This is a genomic window from Methylobacterium litchii, from assembly GCF_038442315.1.
GTDB lineage: Bacteria > Pseudomonadota > Alphaproteobacteria > Rhizobiales > Beijerinckiaceae > Methylobacterium > Methylobacterium litchii.
Genome location: NZ_JBBXMY010000006.1, coordinates 159543 through 176857, shown reverse-complemented (window position 1 = coordinate 176857; position 17315 = coordinate 159543). Strand labels below are relative to the sequence as shown.

The 17315-nt window shown below is 70.5% G+C and carries 18 protein-coding genes; 13 read left to right on the top strand and 5 right to left on the bottom strand.

The genetic code is table 11. The features are described 5' to 3' along the window. Positions 1-2 precede the first annotated feature (2 nt). Positions 3-788 carry a creatininase family protein gene (locus AAHF99_RS13565; protein ID WP_342164892.1) on the top strand — a complete coding sequence of 262 codons (786 nt, stop codon included), beginning with the start codon at positions 3-5 and terminating at the stop codon, positions 786-788. On the opposite strand, the gene AAHF99_RS13560 is transcribed toward AAHF99_RS13565, so the two are convergent. Next, positions 785-1606 (bottom strand): glycosyltransferase family 2 protein, encoded by an 822-nt coding sequence (locus AAHF99_RS13560; protein ID WP_342164891.1) that lies wholly within the window; start codon positions 1604-1606, stop codon positions 785-787. The genes AAHF99_RS13565 and AAHF99_RS13560 overlap by 4 nt on opposite strands. A 265-nt stretch (positions 1607-1871) precedes the next feature. Between AAHF99_RS13560 and AAHF99_RS13555 the strand changes: the two genes are divergently transcribed. The 3 genes from AAHF99_RS13555 to AAHF99_RS13545 all read left to right on the top strand — a co-directional run bounded on the left by AAHF99_RS13555 (position 1872) and on the right by AAHF99_RS13545 (position 3885). Further along, entirely contained in the window at positions 1872-2567 is a 696-nt protein-coding gene (locus tag AAHF99_RS13555) for a DUF1223 domain-containing protein (RefSeq protein ID WP_342164889.1), read from the top strand. A 110-nt stretch (positions 2568-2677) separates the two neighbouring features. Beyond that, a complete protein-coding gene (locus tag AAHF99_RS13550) occupies positions 2678-3235 on the top strand; it encodes an RNA polymerase sigma factor (protein ID WP_342164887.1) in 558 nt (185 codons plus the stop codon). Next, positions 3232-3885, top strand: a complete 654-nt coding sequence (locus AAHF99_RS13545) for an NrsF family protein (RefSeq protein WP_342164886.1) — start codon at positions 3232-3234, stop codon at positions 3883-3885. Before AAHF99_RS13550 ends, AAHF99_RS13545 begins: the two co-directional genes overlap by 4 nt. Before the next feature lie 10 nt (positions 3886-3895). Here AAHF99_RS13545 and AAHF99_RS13540 read toward each other — a convergent pair whose 3' ends face one another. After that, complete coding sequence (locus tag AAHF99_RS13540; protein ID WP_342164885.1) at positions 3896-4393, bottom strand: YcgN family cysteine cluster protein; 498 nt, start codon at positions 4391-4393, stop codon at positions 3896-3898. A 220-nt stretch (positions 4394-4613) separates the two neighbouring features. Here AAHF99_RS13540 and AAHF99_RS13535 point away from each other — a divergent pair, with 220 nt between their 5' ends. Genes AAHF99_RS13535 through AAHF99_RS13525 form a run of 3 tightly spaced genes read left to right on the top strand, consistent with a single transcriptional unit; the run spans position 4614 to position 8130 of the window. Continuing rightward, the gene (locus AAHF99_RS13535) at positions 4614-6860 is read left to right on the top strand and encodes a transglycosylase domain-containing protein (protein ID WP_342164883.1); all 2247 of its coding nucleotides are present in this window, start codon (positions 4614-4616) and stop codon (positions 6858-6860) included. Positions 6861-6871: 11 nt separating this feature from the next. Beyond that, entirely contained in the window at positions 6872-7543 is a 672-nt protein-coding gene (locus tag AAHF99_RS13530) for a DUF1214 domain-containing protein (protein ID WP_342164882.1), read from the top strand. Continuing rightward, positions 7531-8130 (top strand): DUF1254 domain-containing protein, encoded by a 600-nt coding sequence (locus AAHF99_RS13525; RefSeq protein WP_342164880.1) that lies wholly within the window; start codon positions 7531-7533, stop codon positions 8128-8130. The genes AAHF99_RS13530 and AAHF99_RS13525 overlap by 13 nt, the downstream gene beginning before the upstream one ends. A 7-nt stretch (positions 8131-8137) precedes the next feature. Here AAHF99_RS13525 and AAHF99_RS13520 read toward each other — a convergent pair whose 3' ends face one another. After that, positions 8138-8926, bottom strand: coding sequence for a hypothetical protein (locus AAHF99_RS13520; protein ID WP_342165011.1), 789 nt, complete (start codon positions 8924-8926; stop codon positions 8138-8140). Positions 8927-9058: 132 nt separating this feature from the next. Then, positions 9059-9250, bottom strand: coding sequence for a hypothetical protein (locus AAHF99_RS13515; protein WP_342164878.1), 192 nt, complete (start codon positions 9248-9250; stop codon positions 9059-9061). A gap of 396 nt (positions 9251-9646) precedes the next feature. On the opposite strand from AAHF99_RS13515, the gene AAHF99_RS13510 reads away from it, so the two are divergent. Together AAHF99_RS13510 and gshB are read left to right on the top strand one after the other, a co-directional pair. After that, positions 9647-9934 (top strand): hypothetical protein, encoded by a 288-nt coding sequence (locus AAHF99_RS13510; protein WP_243954052.1) that lies wholly within the window; start codon positions 9647-9649, stop codon positions 9932-9934. 32 nt (positions 9935-9966) lie between these two features. After that, entirely contained in the window at positions 9967-10923 is a 957-nt protein-coding gene (gshB, locus tag AAHF99_RS13505) for a glutathione synthase (protein WP_342164876.1), read from the top strand. A 3-nt stretch (positions 10924-10926) separates the two neighbouring features. Here the strand turns inward: gshB and AAHF99_RS13500 are convergent, their stop codons facing one another. Further along, on the bottom strand, positions 10927-12462 hold the full coding sequence (locus tag AAHF99_RS13500) for a cation:proton antiporter (RefSeq protein WP_342164875.1): 1536 nt from the start codon (positions 12460-12462) through the stop codon (positions 10927-10929). A 97-nt stretch (positions 12463-12559) separates the two neighbouring features. Between AAHF99_RS13500 and AAHF99_RS13495 the strand changes: the two genes are divergently transcribed. The 4 genes from AAHF99_RS13495 to AAHF99_RS13480 all read left to right on the top strand — a co-directional run bounded on the left by AAHF99_RS13495 (position 12560) and on the right by AAHF99_RS13480 (position 17294). Next, positions 12560-14155: a gamma-glutamyltransferase family protein gene (locus tag AAHF99_RS13495; protein WP_342164874.1), complete on the top strand. Its 1596-nt coding sequence runs from the start codon at positions 12560-12562 to the stop codon at positions 14153-14155. Positions 14156-14224: 69 nt separating this feature from the next. Continuing rightward, positions 14225-14950 carry a YoaK family protein gene (locus tag AAHF99_RS13490; RefSeq protein WP_342164873.1) on the top strand — a complete coding sequence of 242 codons (726 nt, stop codon included), beginning with the start codon at positions 14225-14227 and terminating at the stop codon, positions 14948-14950. Between the two features lie 116 nt (positions 14951-15066). After that, a complete protein-coding gene (locus tag AAHF99_RS13485; protein WP_342164872.1) occupies positions 15067-15456 on the top strand; it encodes a hypothetical protein in 390 nt (129 codons plus the stop codon). A gap of 152 nt (positions 15457-15608) precedes the next feature. Beyond that, the gene (locus AAHF99_RS13480) at positions 15609-17294 is read left to right on the top strand and encodes a methyl-accepting chemotaxis protein (protein WP_342164871.1); all 1686 of its coding nucleotides are present in this window, start codon (positions 15609-15611) and stop codon (positions 17292-17294) included. Positions 17295-17315: the final 21 nt, after the last annotated feature.

The following is a 17315-nucleotide window of genomic DNA, read 5'->3' as shown; positions in this document are numbered from 1 at the left end:
GAATGGCGGCGCGTTACTGGTCCGACCTGACGACCGAGGAATTCGCCGCCTGCGACATGGCGCGGACGGTCGCTGTCCTGCCCGTGGCCGCCACCGAGCAGCACGGGCCGCACCTGCCGCTCTCGACCGATACCGACATCGCGCGGGGTTATCTCGACCGGGTCGTCGCGCTGACGCCCCACGACGTCGAGACGCTGATCCTGCCGATCCAGACCATCGGCAAGTCGGACGAGCACGACGACTTCCCCGGCACGCTCACCCTCACCACCACGACGGCGCTCGCCGCCTGGACCGAGATCGGCACCGGCATCGCCCGCGCGGGCTGCAAGCGCCTGATCATCGTTACGAGTCACGGCGGTAATTCGGCCCTGATCGACCTCGTGGCCGGGGATTTGCGCAACCGGCTCGGCATGGTCGCGGTCACGACCTCGTGGAGCCGGCTCGGCTACCCGGACGGGCTGTTCCCGGCCGACGAGATCACCCACGGCATCCATGCGGGCGGGATCGAGACGGCGTTGATGCTGGCGCTGCGCCCCGATCTCGTGCGCCGGGACAGGATTGCCGACTTCCCGTCGCGCGGAGCCGAGATCGCCCGCACCCACACCGTGCTGCGCACCGGCCGCCCGGCGGCGCTCGCCTGGAAGGCCGGCAACCTCAACCCGGCCGGCGCCATCGGCGATGCCCGGCTCGGCAGCGCGGAGGCGGGGGAGCGCCTGCTCGACCATGGGGCGAGGCGTTTTGTCGATCTGCTCGGCGAGGTGAGTCGTTTCGAGGTGTGGCCGAATTAGTCAGCGCCGGCTTGAGACCACGTGATCAGCACTTCGACGACGGCGGGTTCCTGGACCGCGAGGGGGCTCAGGATCTGAAGGCGCTGCATGATGCGCTCCGTGATTGCTTCCGCCCTCGGGAGATCGGCTTCGATCTCCGGCGACGGCTTTGGTTCGAGGTAAGCGCGCAACAAGCGTAGGGCCGCGCAATCCGGACGGATGCGGTAGAGGACCCCCGGCTGCGTGAACAGCGTGCCCGTGCGGCAGGTGCGGGTGATCGCCTTGAACAGCGCGACATCCTCGCCCCCTTGACGCCGGAACAAGTCGTTCTCCGGGAAGCCTCCTGCATCCACGATCGAGCGGCGGCGGGCCACGACGTTGCTGGGCGTGCTGAACGTCACCCGTGCCCAGGCTTCCGGGAAGAGCGGATGGTCCCGATAAGCCGGGTCGAGGCCGAGCGGACTCAGTGCCAAGCGAAGGAGAGCGAGATCCGGCATGCCGTGGAGGGCGGCCACAGCGACGTCGAGCGCCCGCTCTTCGTACAGATCGTCGGCGTCGAGAAAGGCGACGAGACCCGTCTCGGCCAGCGCGAGGCCGATGTTTCGGGCATAGGCCGGACCGCCATTCCGCGTCAGCCGGGTGAGGACCACGCGATCCGCCGCCTGCACCGCCAGGGCTTCGACGATGGCGGCTGTGTCATCACGCGAGGCGTCATCAACCACGAAGACGCGGCGGCAGAGGGGGAAGGCGAGGGCGCTGCGCACGCTTTCCGCAATCGTGTCCGCCGCATTGTATGCCGGCATGATGACATCGAGGCAGCCGATACGAACCCCGTCCATCGCTCGCGATCCGATCCGAGAAGCAACGCTGCGGCGCTGTAGCGGATTATCTTTGCACGATCACCTGGGGAGTGCGGGTTCGCTATTTCAAAAGAGCTAATCGACACGATCGCAGCCGCAAATAAACGCGAATATTTTTCGAAAGAAAGCTTCTGATTGCAGCGCCCGCAATCCGTTCCCTAAAATATGCGGATCGATCGTAACCGCAGCAGGAAGGGCGGCGAATGGATATGCGTGGGGCAGGTCTGTCCCGCCGGAGCCTTCCATGAGACAGAAGCCTTCCCTTCGCCTCCTCCCGGCCGCCGCTTTCGCGCTGCTCGCCGGCCTCGCGCCCGCCACCGCCCGTCCGGTGGTGGTGGAGCTGTTCACGTCGCAGAGCTGCTCGTCCTGCCCGCCCGCCGAGGCGCTGATCGGCGCCCTGGCCCGCGAGGGCGGCGACGTCCTGCCCCTCGCCTATCACGTGACCTACTGGAACCATCTCGACTGGCGGGACACCTACTCCCTCCCCGCCGCCACCGAGCGGCAGAACGCCTACGCGAAGCGGCTCGACGGGCAGGTCTACACCCCCCAGGCCGTGATCGACGGGCAGACGGGCCTCGTCGGCTCGCAGGAGGCCGCCGTCCGCGCGGCCATCGCGGCGGCGAAGGCGGGGGGCGGCGAGGCCGTGCCGGTGACCCTCGCGCGCGAGGGCGGCCTCCGGGTGCGCCTCGGCGCCGGGACGGGCTCCGGCACCGTCACCCTCGTCGGGTTCGATCCGAGCCACGTGACATCCGTCGCCCGTGGCGAGAATGCCGGGCGCACCATCAAGCAGGCGAACGTGGTCCGCTCCGTCGCCGAGATCGGCCGCTGGACCGGCGCCGCACGGGAATGGACCTTGCCCTGGCCGGCGGGCGAGGCCGCCGCCGTGATCGTGCAGGACGGAGCGGGCCGCGTGATCGGCGCCGCGCGAACGGGAGGTTAGGTATGGCCGCCTCATTCGCCCTCGGCGCCGGCGGGTTCACCCCGGTCGGTCGCGCATCTCGGCCGGCTGCGCTAGAAAGCGCTCGCGGAGAGGCACGGGCCGGAAGCGGAATGGCGCTCGAAGGCGAATTGGCGGGCCTGATGGCGGCGGCGCAGCGGGGCGATGCGGCCTCCTACCGCGCGCTGCTCCGCGCCTGTCTGCCGGTCATCGCCGGCTTCGCGCGCTCGCAGGGTGTGCGCGGCGACGCGGTGGACGACGTGGTGCAGGACACGCTGATGACCCTGCACGCCGCGCGGGCGAGCTACGATCCCGCCCGCCCCTTCATGCCGTGGCTGCGGGCCATCACTAAGCGCCGGGCCATCGACCGCCTGCGCCGGGCCGCGCGCCGGCCTCAGGAGGTGTTCGATCCCCTCTCCTACGAGGCGGAGGTGGATCCCCTCCCCGCCCCCGGCGCGGGCATCGAAGCGCGCGAGCGCGGCGCCGCCCTGGCGCGGGCGGTGGCGGCCCTGCCGGAGGGGCAGCGGCAGGCGGTGGAGCATCTGGGTTTGCGCGAACTGAGCCTCGACGAGACCGCCGCCCTCACCGGGCGCAGCAAGAACGCCCTGAAGGTCAACCTGCACCGGGCCCTGAAGGCGCTCCGGGCCAGTCTCACGCCGGGGGGCGAATGATGGACACGCGCCACGACCGGCTCGTCGAGGATCTCGCTGGCCGCCTCGAACCCGTACGGCCCCTGCCCCGTCCCGCGCTGCGGGCGGCGCTGTGGATCGGCGCGGCAGTCGTCATCGGCACGCTGCTCGCCTCGAAACTCGCGATGATCGGGCTCGAACACCGCACCGGCCGGGCCGATCTCTGGCTCGCGGCGGCGGGCGGGGCGCTCACTGCGATCACCGCCGCCTACGCCGCCTTCGCCACCAGCGTGCCGGGCCGCTCGCCGGCCTGGGCGCTGCTGCCCGTGCCGGCCGCCGCCCTGTGGATCGGCGCGAGCGGCCTCGGATGCCTACGGGCGTGGGTCGCCCCGCCCCTCGACCTCAGCGAGGCGCACGAGCCGGTGAGCTGCTTCAGCTTCCTCGTCTGCGTTTCGGTGCCGCTGTCGCTGCTGATCGTCGCGATGCTGCGCCGGGCCTGCCCCCTGCGGCCGAACCTGACGGCGGCGCTCGCCGGCCTCGCCGTGGCGGGAGCCGCCGCGACGCTCCTCGTGCCGTTCCACCCGGCGGAGGCCACCGCGTCCGACCTCCTCGTCCACGCCGTGGTCGTGGCGGGGGTGATCGGGCTGAACGCCCTGGCCGGGGGGCGGCTGCTCTCCAAAGCACCCGCATGAGGGCGCGACGCTACGCCTCGTCCTCGGGCGAGAGCGCCGGCCAGTCCACGATGCGCTCGGGATACTCGTCCTCGCCGAACTCCTCCTCGGCGCCGGCGATACGCCCGCGCACCGACATGCCGGCCTCGTGGATCGTGGTGCGGCTGCCCGAGACGAGGTGGTGCCAGGAATAGAGCGGCAGCCCGTCGCGGACCAAGCGGTAGGCGCAGGTCGGCGGCAGCCACGGGATCGCGCGCACCGCCTCTGGAGTCAGGCGCACGCAATCGGGCACCTTCTTCTGGCGCCGGGGATAATCCCGGCAGCGGCAGGCGTAGCCGTCGAGGAGCGTGCAGCCGATATCGGTGTGCAGCACCTCGCCAGTATCCTCGTCCTCGAGCTTGATGAGGCAGCAACGGCCGCAGCCGTCGCACAGGCTCTCCCACTCGGTGGGAGACATCTCTTCGAGGGACTTGGTGCGCCAGAACGGCGCGTCCGCAGGCGGCTCGGATTTGAAAGGGGAGCGGGACATCGGCCCCGACCGTCTGCCTGAGGCGCCCGCCGGAGGCAAGCCGCCGTCCCGTGCCCGCCGCAATCGCCGCGTTAACCGCGATGATGATCCCGCCCCTGGGGAAAGGGCCCCTGGAGGGGCCCCTGCGTTAACCTGCGCATCGCGCCGCCTCGCCGCCGCGATGCAACCCTGATAAGGAAAGGGTAGCCGAGAGGGCGCCCGAACACCGGATCCGAACACCGTGCGCCTGCCCAGATTGAACGCAATCAAGACTCGCATCGAGCGCGCGGCCCTCGCCTTCGACGCGTGGGTCAACGCCTCGCTCTACGACAGCGGTCGTTCGACCGGCGAGGTCTACGAGCGCTTCCAGCGCTTCATGAGCCGCTTCGCCGTGCGCGGGTGGAAACGGATCGGCCTCGACCTCACCAGCGAGGCGCTGACGCTCGGCGTGGGCGGCATCCTGGCGATGCTCGCCCTGGCGCAGCCGGCCTTCCAGCTCACCAGCGACAACTGGCTGAAGCAGCAGGACCTCGCGGTCACGTTCCTCGACCGCTACGGCACCGAGGTCGGGCGGCGCGGCATCAAGCACGACGATTCGCTGTCGCTCGACCAGTTTCCCGACATCATGATCAAGGCGCTGATCTCCACGGAGGATCGGCGCTTCTACGAGCATTACGGCATCGATCCGATCGGGACGCTGCGCGCCCTGGTCGCCAACTCGCGCGGCGGCGGCAACACGCAGGGTGGCTCGTCCATAACCCAGCAGCTTGCCAAGAACCTGTTCCTGACGAACGAGCGCTCCCTGGAGCGCAAGGTGAACGAGGCGTTCCTGGCCTTCTGGCTGGAAAGCCACCTCACCAAGAACGAGATCCTGAAGCTGTACCTCGACCGCGCCTACATGGGCGGCGGCACCTTCGGCGCGGTGGCGGCGGCGGATTACTATTTCGGCAAGCCGCTCAAGGACATCAGCCTTGCGGAGGCCGCGATGCTGGCGGGCCTGTTCAAGGCGCCGACGAAATACGCGCCCCACGTGAACCTGCCGGCCGCCCGCGCCCGCGCGGCCGACGTTCTGCACAACATGGTCGAGGCTGGCTTCGTCACCGAGGGCCAGATCCAGACGGCCCTGCGCAACCCCGCCACGCCCGTCACCCGCACCCGCGACATCACGGCCGATTACTACCTCGACTGGGCGTTCGGTCAGGTGAAGGCCATGGCCGACAGCGGCAAGATCCGCGACCGGGTGCTGACGGTGAAGACTCCCCTCGACCTCGCCGTGCAGAAGCGCGCCGACGAGGTGGTGGCCGACATCCTGCGCAAGTCCGGCGACGCCTACGACGTCGATGAGGCGGCGATGGTGATCCTCGATCCCGATGGCGCTCTGCGCGCCATGGTCGGCGGCGCCGATTACGGCGAGAGCCAGTTCAACCGCGCCACCGATGCCATGCGCCAGCCGGGCTCGTCGTTCAAACCCTACGTCTACGCGGCGGCCCTGGCCTCGGGCCAGTTCAAGCCGGACACGACGGTGGTGGATAGCCCCGTCTGCATCGGCAACTGGTGCCCGCAGAATTACGGGCGCTCCTATTCCGGCCGCCAGCCGATGTGGCTCGCGGTGGCGAAATCGGTGAACACGATCCCGATCAAGATCTCGATCTCTCTCGGCAAGGCGCTCGGCATCACCCACGAGGCGAAGGCGGCGAAGGCGGGCCGCGCCAAGATCATCGCCATGGCCCACAGCATGGGCGTGACCGCGCCGCTCATCGACACGGTGTCGCTGCCCATCGGCTCGGACGAGGTGACGGTGATCGATCAGGCGGCGGGCTACGCCGTGTTCGCCAACGGCGGGTTCAAGGCGAAGCCCTACGCCGCCACCGAAATCCGCAATTCCTCCGGCGAGGTCGTCTACCGCCACGCGGACGAGGCACCCGAGCGGATCCTGTCGCCGCAGGTCGTGGCCGACATGAACTTCATGCTCAACAAGGTGGTCGAGGAAGGCACCGGCAAGCGGGCGCAGCTCGAAGGCATCAAGGTCGCCGGCAAGTCGGGCACCACGAACGCCTACCGCGATGCATGGTTCGTGGGCTACACGGGCAATTACGTCGCCGCCGTCTGGTACGGGAACGACGACCACACCTCCACCAACAAGCTGACCGGCGGCTCCCTGCCCGCCCAGACGTGGCACGACGTGATGGAACCGGCCCACCAGGGCATCGAGATCAAGGGCCTGCCCGGCCTGAAGGACAGCGCGAAGGCCGCCGCGCAGGCGGCGGCGGGCGGCGCGACGGCGCCGGTCGATCCGAACGCCAGCGCCTTCGGCAAGCTCTCCCGTCGTTCGTTCGAGGTGATCGGCGGGCTGAACGGGTTGTTCCGCGCCGCCGAGCGCCCCCGCGCCAATGCCCGGCCGGGTTCGGATGACCGCGCCTCCGCCGCGCCTGCCCGCGAGGTCGCCGAGGGCGCCCGCGCCGTGGGCGGCCGCATCGCCCTGCCGTGAGGCATGAGGCCATGAAGGTCGCGTTGTCCGGTCAGGCCGCTCGCCTGCCCGCATCCGCTGGGGCGGCCGGGGGGCTCGTCGCCCGCTTCGTCCGCAAGAGCGGCACGCCGCTCTTGGTGCTCTACGCCCTCGCCCTCGGGGCGGTGCTCGGTCTCGCTAGCGCCGATTGGGCGACGCGGGGCGGTTATCCGTTCGGCGGCGTCCGCATCGGCCCCTGGACGGCGTGGCCCCGCGCCGGGGCGACCAGCGCCGATCCCTATACCCGCGCCGTGAACGCCCGCCGGGGCGAGGTCCCCCTCGCGGTGGGCGAGGGCCTGCTCCTCACGGCGGCCGAGGACGACGAGGGCCGCGCCCTCGACGCCTCCTGCACCTACGCCATCGGCGGCGTCGTGCCCCCCGCCCGCGCCTGGACGATGACCGTCGCCGGGCGCGGCGTGCGCGACCCGGATCGTCCTCATATCCGTGACGGTTTCACCTCCACCGAGATCCTGCGTCGGCAGGACGGGCGCTTCGTGATCACCCTTTCGCCGGAGGCCGAGCCCGGCAACTGGCTCCCGAGCCCGCGCGCAACCGGGCCGATGCGCTTGGCGCTGCGCCTCTACGACACGCCGGCTGCCGCCGGCGTCGGCTCCCTCGACCGGAGCGTCGTGCCCTCCATCATTCGGAAGGGTTGCGCGCCGTGAGACTGCGCCTCGCCTACGCCACCCTCGCGGGGCTCGTCCTGGCGGGCATCGTCCATATCGCGGCGGTGCTGGCCATTCCGCGCCTCGCGGAGACGGATGCGGTGACGCGCGCCCGCACCAGCGAGAGCCTGGACCATCCGCAGGTGATCTACGCCCTCTCGACCGGCGAGACGCCCGCGCCGCAGGAGGCGTGGCTGCCGATCCCCGACCCGGCGGTGGCGGTGGGCGTCTGCGCCTTCGACCTGACGGACGGGCCGATGCGCGTCTCGGCCCGGACGGGTCCGCTAGCGTTGTCGCTCGCGGCCCATGGGCGGCAGGGCGCGTTCTACGCCGTGACCGATCAGGCGGCGGTGCGCGGGGCCCTCGACCTCGTGATCCTCACCCGCGCGCAATACGATCAGGCGCTGGCCGACGATGACGAGAACGAGCCGAGCCGCGATGTACGCATCGTCGCCCCCGAGGGGCGCGGCTTCGTCGTGGTGCGCGTGATCGCCGGGTTGCCGAGCCAGCGCGAGGCGGCCAACGCCGCCGTGCAAGCGGTGAACTGCACCACCGACGCCGCCGCCGACGATTCGGCCAAGCGCTAGCGCCGTATCAGTCCTTCACGACCAGCGGCGGCGCCACGGCGACGGCCGGCGCGGGAACGAGCCCGCAGCGGATTGCCGCATCCGGCGGCAGCACCGGATCGAGCAGGGGGCGCCGGCCGGAGAGCATCGCCAGGGCACGTTCGGATTCGGCGGCGGCGGGGTCCGGTGCCTCGGCGAACAGGTGTTCCAAGGCGTAGCGGTAGGCTTCCAGGCGCTCGCCCGTCTCCATCCGCACCCAGGCCACGAGGCAGCGGTTCTCCGCCACCCGCATGGCCGCCTGCCGCACGTCCCAATCGTCGAGGGTCTTGGCGAAGGGGAGGCTCTTCAGCCGCCGCGCGTCGGCATCGGCCACCCGCGTCGCGAGCACAGCGAAGGGCGGGATCAGCCGCGCATCGGCCACGGCGTCGTCGGTGAGGCGGCGGTAGCGCGAGACCGGGGAGCGCAGTCCCTCGCCCAAGATCGCGTCGTGGTAGCGCGATGGATCGTGGGGCCGCCAGGACGGCGGCAGCACCCGTGCGCGGGTCAGGTTGGCGAGGATGTCGAGGAAGGCCTCCCGCGTCGTCGCGGGCATCAGGAAGCGCCAGGCGCGGGCGCGCAGGTCCTGCTCGTTGTCGGTGAGCGGCGACGCCGAGGCCGGGCCGCCGCGCTCGCCCGCCGCCACGGTGCCGGTGGCGTCGATCAGGCTGTTCCAGACGCCGGCCTTGGGCCGCCCGAAATCCCCCTGCTGCGCGCATGAGACCAGAAGGCCGAGGGCGAGGCCGAAGGGCAGCGTGCGGAGGGCGCGGCGCCTGCGCATCGCGCCCGCATGCGGGAGGCTGAGTGTCTGGGGCATGGCGCTGAACGGGGCTGCGGGCGTGCGGTCGCATCCGCCGGCCGCGCCGGACGCGTCACTGTACCGGGAAGGGGCCCGGGCGGGACGAGGGGTCGCTCAGGAGGCGAGGCGCTCGTAGCGTACGCCGAGGAAGAGCAGGATCTGGCCGCGCGACTCGCCCGAGACGGGCGCCGGGCGGGTCGGCCGCGTGCCCCGCGACGGGAAGGCAATGACGATGCCGGTGCCGGCGGGCTCGTCCGATGCCGGAGAGGACACGGCGCTGCGTTCGATTTTCCGGTGGCGGTTCATGATCTGGCTCCTGTCGGCGATCCGGGCTTTTGCCCAGGCCCGGCAATGGGCGTCGGCAAGGGGCGTTAGGTGGAAGGGCCTGAATTCTGGTCTCGTGCCTGATCAGATCATCACGGGATGGTTAACAGATGCTTGCCGGGGTCGCGGTGCGGCCGGATTCACTTGGCCTGCGCCTTGCTTGAAGACCGTAGCCCATGGCGGGCGTTTCCTCCCTTTAACTGGCCCTGCCCGGATGCGGGCGGGGCCGTTTTCTCGCCGGGAGCCGGCCGCCGTATTTCTGCAACGTGCGACACAAGTGGTGGCCGGGGCGCTTGCCTACCGCCCGGCTGGCCCGATATGCGGACGCAACGCGGGCTGGTCCGCCGCCCCGCAATCGTTGTTTGAGGACAAGGCTGGATGCGACTGGTTCCGGACAATTCCCTTCGTTCGCCGCGAGCCGTCGCGCTCGCAGCACTGACGTTTCTGACGCTCTCGGCCGCTCCGGCTTTCGCGCAGCGTGAAGATCAGGGCCTGCAGCTCGGCTGCGCCGACGATTATTTCCGCCTGTGCATCGGCGTCGATCCGAACAGCCCCGACGCGGACCGCTGCATGCAGCGCAACCGTGCCAAGCTGTCTCAGAAGTGCCGCGCGGCCATCGGCGACTATGATCGCCGCACCGGCGGCAAGTCGATGCAGAACAACTGACAGCCGCGTCACCCGCGCACGGGAAAGCCACCATGAGCCTGACCGTTGCGGTCCAGATGGACCCGATCCAGAACATCCGGATCGCGGGCGATACGACCTTCGCGCTGCTGCTCGAAGCTCAGCGCCGGGGCCACCGGCTCTTCCACTACACCCCCGATCGGCTTTCGATGCAGGGCCGGCGGGTGACGGCGCGGGTCGAGGCCTTGACCGTCCAGGACGTGCAGGGTGATCACTTCACCCTCGCGCCGCCAGAGCGGATGGACCTCGCCGAGTGCGATGCGGTTCTGATGCGCCAGGATCCGCCGTTCGACATGGCCTATGTCACGGCGACTCATATGCTGGAGCGGATCCACCCGAAGACGCTGGTCGTCAACGACCCGTCCGAGGTGCGTAACGCCCCAGAAAAACTCTTCGTCCTCGATTTCCCCGAACTGATGCCGCCGACGCTGATCAGCCGTGATCGCGCGGACATCGAGGCGTTCCGCCTGGAGCACGGCACGGTGGCGATGAAGCCGCTGCACGGCCATGGCGGCGCGGCGGTGTTCAAGGTGACGGAGAAGGACCCGAACTTCGGCTCGATGTTCGATCTCTTCGCCACGACCTTCAAGGAAGCCTGGGTGACGCAGCGCTACCTCGACCGCGTGACCGAGGGCGACAAACGCATCATCCTCGTGGACGGCGTCGCCATGGGCGCGGTGAACCGCGTGCCGGCGGCGGGCGACATCCGCTCGAATATGGTGCGCGGCGGCGCGGCCTCGGCCTCCGAACTGACCGAGCGCGAGCGCGAGATCTGCGCGACGATCGGCCCGGAGCTGGCGCGGCGCGGCCTGATCCTCGTGGGCATCGACGTGATCGACGGCCATCTCACCGAGATCAACGTCACTTCCCCCACCGGCATCCGCGCCATCGAGCGCCTCGGCGGGCCGAACCTCGCCGTCACCGTGTGGGATGCCATCGAGACCCGCATCGCCGCGCGCAAGGCGGGCTGAGCCTCACAAGTCGGCGCGCGGGGTCGCGCTGAGTTCGGCCCAATCGAACTCCTCTTCCAGCAGGAAGTAGGCGTCGTCGCCGATCTCGCCCTTGCGGCGCATCTCCATCACCTTGTCGCGGGCGGCGAGGATGGCGTTGAGGCGCGCGGCGTCGGCGGGAAGGCTCTCGGGCGCGCGCCCTTCCTCATGGGCCTCGGCTTCGGCGAGGGCGGAGCGGAACTCCGCGCGCAGGGAATCCGTGGCGGCGCAATCCCCACGTGCTTCGAGGCTCTTGAGCGCCGCGCCGTAGGCGGCAGCCCGCCCGCGCCCGACCTCCTGCCCTACGGGGTCGTCGTCGGGCAGCTTCAGCAATCTGAGCAGCGGGCTCAGGGTGAGGCCCTGCAGCACCAGCGTCCCGAGCACGGTGAAGAAGGCCGTGAACACCACGAGGTCCCGGTGCGGGAAGTCCTGCGGCAGGGCGAGCGCCGCCGCCACGGTCACGATCCCGCGCATCCCAGCCCAGGCCACCGCCACCCCGGCCCCGAGCCGGGCCCGGTCCCCGTGCGGGCCGAGGCCGAAGCCGCGCAGGCCACTCGTCGGGAGAACCCAGGCGAGCCGCGCCAGGACGACGGTCAGGAAGACGAAGCCCGACAACAGGATCGCCTGCCATTGGTCGGTGGGGTTCAGCCGCTCCAGGATCGGATCGATCTGGATGCCGATGAGGACGAAGGCCAGCACGTTGATGACGAAGACCGCCGTGTCCCACACGGCGTAGGAGACGATCCGCGCCCGCGGGGCGGTGACGCCCGGCGCCTTCCTGGCCACGGTCATCGCGAAGGTGACGACGACGAGGACGCCGGACATCTCCACCTTCTCGGCGGCGAGCCACAGACCGAAGGCGGCGACGAATTGCAGCACGATGGCTGTCGGCGGATCGCTGATCCGCTTTCGCAGGGCGACGAAAGCGATCCCGAGCAGCGGGCCGACGACGAAACTCGCGGCGACGCCGAGCAGGAAGCCCGGGAGGGCCTCCTGCATCGAGAAGCTGCCCGCCATCGCGGCACCGACGGCGAGACGGTAGAGCAGCAGCGATGCCGCATCGTTGAGCAGACTCTCGCCCTTGAGGATGGTCGCGAGCCTGTGGGGCATCGGCGCATGCCGAAGCACCGCCATCGCCGCCACCGCATCGGGAGGCGCGACGATGGCGCCCAGCGCGATGCAGGCCGAAATCGGCATGTCGGGCACGATCACCTTCGCCACGACCGCGACCGCGAGGCTCGTCACCACCACCGCGCCCACGGCGAGGCCGAGCACGGGTCGCCAGCTCACCCTCAGGTCCCGCAGGGACGCATCGAACCCGGCATCGAGCAGGACCGGAGCGAGAAACAAGGCGAGCGCCAGTTCGGGATCGAGGCGCAGGTTCGGCACGCCGGGCACGAACGCGAGGCCGATGCCGCCGATGGCGAGAAACGCCGGATACGGGGCGCCGAGCCGTGCGGCGAGCCCCGTCAGGACGACCGCGCCGAGCAGGACGGCGACGGTCCATTCGAAAATCAACATGACCCGGACATAGGGCGCGATGGGTCTCGCGCCGGGTATAAGCTTTGCGTTGCCCGCCGCCCTCGCCTATTCGACAGCAAGACCCGCCGGACACGCCATGCCCGAGACACCGATCTTCTCGTCCGCCGCCGTCGCCGCGCCGCACAGCCTCGCGGCGCAGGCGGGCCTCACCGTGCTGGCGCAGGGCGGCAACGCCATCGAGGCGATGGTCGCCATGGCGGCGTCCATCGCGGTGGTCTACCCGCACATGAACGGCCTCGGCGGCGACGGCTTCTGGCTGGTGCGCGAGCGCGGCGGGAAGGTGCGGGGCATCGAGGCCTGCGGCCCGGCGGGCCGCGAGGCCACCATCGCCCGCTACCGGGAGAAGGGCTACGACGCGATCCCGCCCCGTGGCCCGGAGGCGATGGTGACGGTGGCGGGCGCCGTCGGCGGCTGGGCTCTTGCCCTCGAACTCTCGAAAGCGCTGGGCGGACGGCTTCCCCTCGAAACGCTGCTGGCCGACGCGACCCGTCAGGCTCGCGAGGGCGTGCCGGTGTCGGCGAGCGAGGCGCGCTACACGCCGCAGCCGGGCGACACCCTGCACGAGGCGCCGAACTTCGCGGCGACCTTCCTGAAGGACGGCAAGCCCTTCCCGGCGGGCGAGACGCGCCGTCTCCCGGCGCTCGCCGGAACGCTCGAACAACTGAGCCACGCCGGGCTGGACGACTTCTACCGGGGCGATATCGGCCGGGAGATCGGCGTCGATCTCGAAAAGCTCGGCGCCCCGGTCTCCCGCGCCGACCTCAAGGCCTACCGGCCGGCGGAGCGGGCGCCGCTCACCCTGCGCCGCCGGGACGCGACGCTGTACAACTTCCCGCCGCCGACCCAGGGGCTCGCGGCGCTCATCATCCTCGGCCTGTTCGACCGTCTCGCCATCGCCGAGCCGGAGACGGCCGCGCATTACCACGGGATGATCGAGGCGACGAAGCGCGCCTTCGCCATCCGCGACCGGGTGGTGACGGACTTCTCCCGCCTGCGCCACGATCCCGCGACCTTCCTCGACGCGCAGCGCCTCGCCGCCGAGGCGGCGCGAATCGAGATGAAGCGGGCCGCCTCGATCCCGGTCGTCTCGCATAGCGGCGACACGGTGTGGATGGGCGTGATCGACAAGGACGGGCTCGCCGTCTCCTACATCCAGTCGGTCTACTGGGAATACGGCTCCGGCACGGTGCTGCCGCGGACCGGTCTCGCGTGGCTCAATCGCGGCGTGTCGTTCTCCCTCGATCCGGCCTCGGTGAACCCGCTGGAGCCGGGGCGGCGTCCGTTCCACACCCTGATCCCGGCGTTGGCCTGCTTCGACGACGGCCGCGTGATGGCCTACGGCTCGATGGGCGGGGACGGGCAGCCGCAATTCCAGGCGCAGATCTTCGCGCGCTACGCCGACTACGGGATGTCGGTGGCGGAGGCCGTCGATGCCCCACGCCTGCTCTACGGCCGCACCTGGGGTGCGCCGTCGCTCAGCGTGAAGGTCGAGGATCGCTTCGATCCCGCCTGCCTTTCCGCCCTGGAGCGGATGGGCCACGAGATCGAGCCGGTCGGCCAAGCCTACAGCGACACCCTCGGCCATGCCGGGATGCTGGTGCGCCATTCCCGCGATGGACGCATCGCTGCCACGCACGATCCGCGCTCCGATGGCGGGGCGCTGGGGCTGTAGCTCGGTAACGTCCGGCCGGTATCATCCGGCCGCGCCCGATCTCTCGCTACCTACCAGACCACCGCCGCCATGCTTGTTCACGAAGGGTCCACCCGGACGTACCGGATCGACGAACGCCTCGGCTGGACCTTCGCCGCCATCGCGGGGGCCCTGAACGTCGCCGGCTTCTACGCCTTCGGCACCTTCTCCTCGAACATGACCGGCAACGTCTCGGCGCTCGCCGACCATCTCGGCCTCGGCGAGGTGCGGATGGCGCTGTTCGGCCTGCTCCTCGTGCTGGCCTTCGTCGCGGGGGCGATGGCCGCGACCCTGCTCATCGATGCCGGGCGCACGCGGCATCTGCCGGGGGTCTACGCCTACGGCATCCTCGGTGAGGCGGCACTGCTGCTGGTGCTGGGCTGCGCGGCCCCGTTCCTGCCGGAGGACGCGCGCGGCGCGGTGCTCGCGCTCGGCCTCAGCTTCCTCCTCGGCCTGCAGAACGCCACCGTGACGCAGATCACCAACGCGCGGGTGCGCACCACCCACGTCACCGGCATGGTGACGGATATTGGGATCGGGCTCGCCAACCTCCTCGAACGCCACCCCGGCGTCGACCGGGACAAGCTGCGCCTCCACCTCGTGACCGTGGCGGCGTTCCTCGGCGGGGGTATCCTCGGCGTGGTGCTGTTCCGGGTGATGGGCACCGCGCTCCTCGTCGTGGCGGCCTGTGTCCTTGCTGCGCTGGCCATCCCCGGCATCACCATGGCCCGGCGGCTGCGGGCCTATGCGGGGCCGGTGGAATCCCCCTCGGCCTGACGCCACCCCAAGCTGAACAATTGCTGCCAGATGGCTTCAGGGCCGATGCAGGCGGCGCACGGCATTCTCTCTCCATGGCCGGAACAGCCGGCCGAAGACATCGAGAGGGTTGGGCCATGAAGACGTTCGCTACCCTGGCCGCCGCCACCCTGGTCATGGTCGGGTCCCTCGGCGCTCCGCAGGCGCAGGCGCGGGGTGGTGGCGCGGTCGCCGCCGGCGTGATCGGCGGCCTCGCGGCGGGCGCCCTTCTCGGCGCCGCCATCTCCGAAGCCCATGCCGAGCCGGCCTACGGGTACGGCTACGCCCGGCCCGCTCCCGCCTACGGCTACGGTTATGCTCCGGCCCCGCGCGTTCGCGCCTACGAGGTCGACGAAGTCCCGGTCTACCGCACCGAGCGCGTCGTGCGCCGCTACGACGTCGATCCCGACGACGGCTACCGCTACGCCGGTTACGGCTACGGCCACCGCCGCCATTGCGATCGGCCCTACGGCTACGGCGGCTGGTGATCGCCCCCGCCCCCGCAGCGATCCAACTATCGCTGCGGGGTGCGGAAAGATATCGCTGCCGTGAATCTAGGCAGCGATTGGATGATGTTTATACAATCTTCAATGTGTATTTTTATGCATGACGGCAGTGTTCTTTTGACTGGCCGTCCACCATGCATGTCTCGATCAAAGCGGCCCTCGGGGGCATGTTCGGCTTGGCGGCTCTCGTCGCAGCAGGGCAAGGTTATGTCGCCGTCCGAAGCCTCTCCGAGATGAAGCAGAACATCGGCGAGATCGGCCGCGTGAAGCTTCCGGCAGTCAACGTCGTCAACCAGATCAACACCGCGATCCGCGACCACCGGGTGAAGCTCTACCGGCTGGTCCTGTCGTCCCAGACGGCGGAGGACCTTGCCGACAACCGGAAATCGGTCGACGGCGTCGGCAAGACCATCGATACGCTGCGGCACGATTACGAAGCCATGGACAAGACCGCCGAGGAGCGTGCCCTCTACGAGCGGTTCTCGACCCTCTGGGCCACGTATCTCACGCAGCAGGCGACGGTGATCGACACCCTGGCTGCGGGCCATCGGAGCGAAGCCCTGGCGATCCTGCTCGGGCCCGACCTGCTGCAACTGGCGACCAACGCGTCCGACACGCTGAAGAAGAACGTCGCGGTCAACAAGCAGGCCGCCGAGGTCGCGGTGAGCGGGACCATCGCGGATGCCGAATCGGCGATCCGCACGGCGGGCCTCGCCGCCGGCCTCGTGGTGGTGCTGTCGCTGCTGGCGGCCCTGTTCAGCTTCCTGCGCATCTCGCGGCCGATCCAGCGCATGACCGGCGCGATGGAGAAGCTGGCGGGGGGCGACACCACTGTCGCCATCCCCGGCGCGGGCCGCCGGGACGAGATCGGCGCCATGGCCGCGACCGTGCAGGTGTTCCGCGACAACCTCATCCGCGAGCGGCAGCTTGAGGAGGAGACCCGCGTCGCCCGCCTTTCGGCCGAGGAGCAGCGCCAGACCGCCATGCGCCAGATGGCCGACGGGTTCGAGGCCGCCATCGGCGGGATCGCCACCCTGGTCTCGTCCTCGGCGACGCAGTTGCAGGCGACGGCTCAGGCGATGTCCGGCACGGCCTCCCGCACCGCCGCGCAATCCACCACGGTCGCCGTCGCGGCCGAGGAGGCGGCGGTGAACGTCACCACGGTGGCGGCCTCGGCCGAGGAACTGGGTTCGTCGGTGCAGGAGATCGGCCGGCAGGTCGCGGGTTCGGCCGATCTGGCACGCCGGGCCGTGGACGAGGCCGGCGAGACCGCGTCCTCCGTGCAGGAACTGAACGAGGCCGTCGCGCGGATCGGCGACGTGGTGACGATGATCGCCCACATCGCCGGGCAGACCAACTTGCTTGCCCTGAACGCGACCATCGAGGCGGCCCGCGCCGGAGAGGCGGGGCGGGGCTTCGCGGTGGTGGCCTCCGAGGTGAAGGAGCTGGCGGGCCAGACGGCGCGGGCGACCGAGGACATCGCGACCCAGATCGCCCGGATCCAGGCCTCGACCGGCCAAGCGGTGCGTGCCATCGATTCGATCGGCGGACGCATCCGTGAGATCAGCGGCGTGGCGACGGCCATCGCGGCGGCGGTGGAGGAGCAGGGTGCGGCGACGCAGGAGATCGTCCGCAATGTCGCCCAGGCGGCCACGGGCACGGGCGAGGTCACGAACACCATCGCCGATGTCGCGGGCGCGGCCGAGGAGACCGGCGCGGCGGCGAGCCAAGTGCTCGACGCGGCGTCCGAACTCTCCCGCCATTCCGAGCGCCTTCAGGCCGAGATGACCCGCTTCGTGGCGACGGTTCGCGCGGCGTGAGGACGGGGCGGTGACGACGAT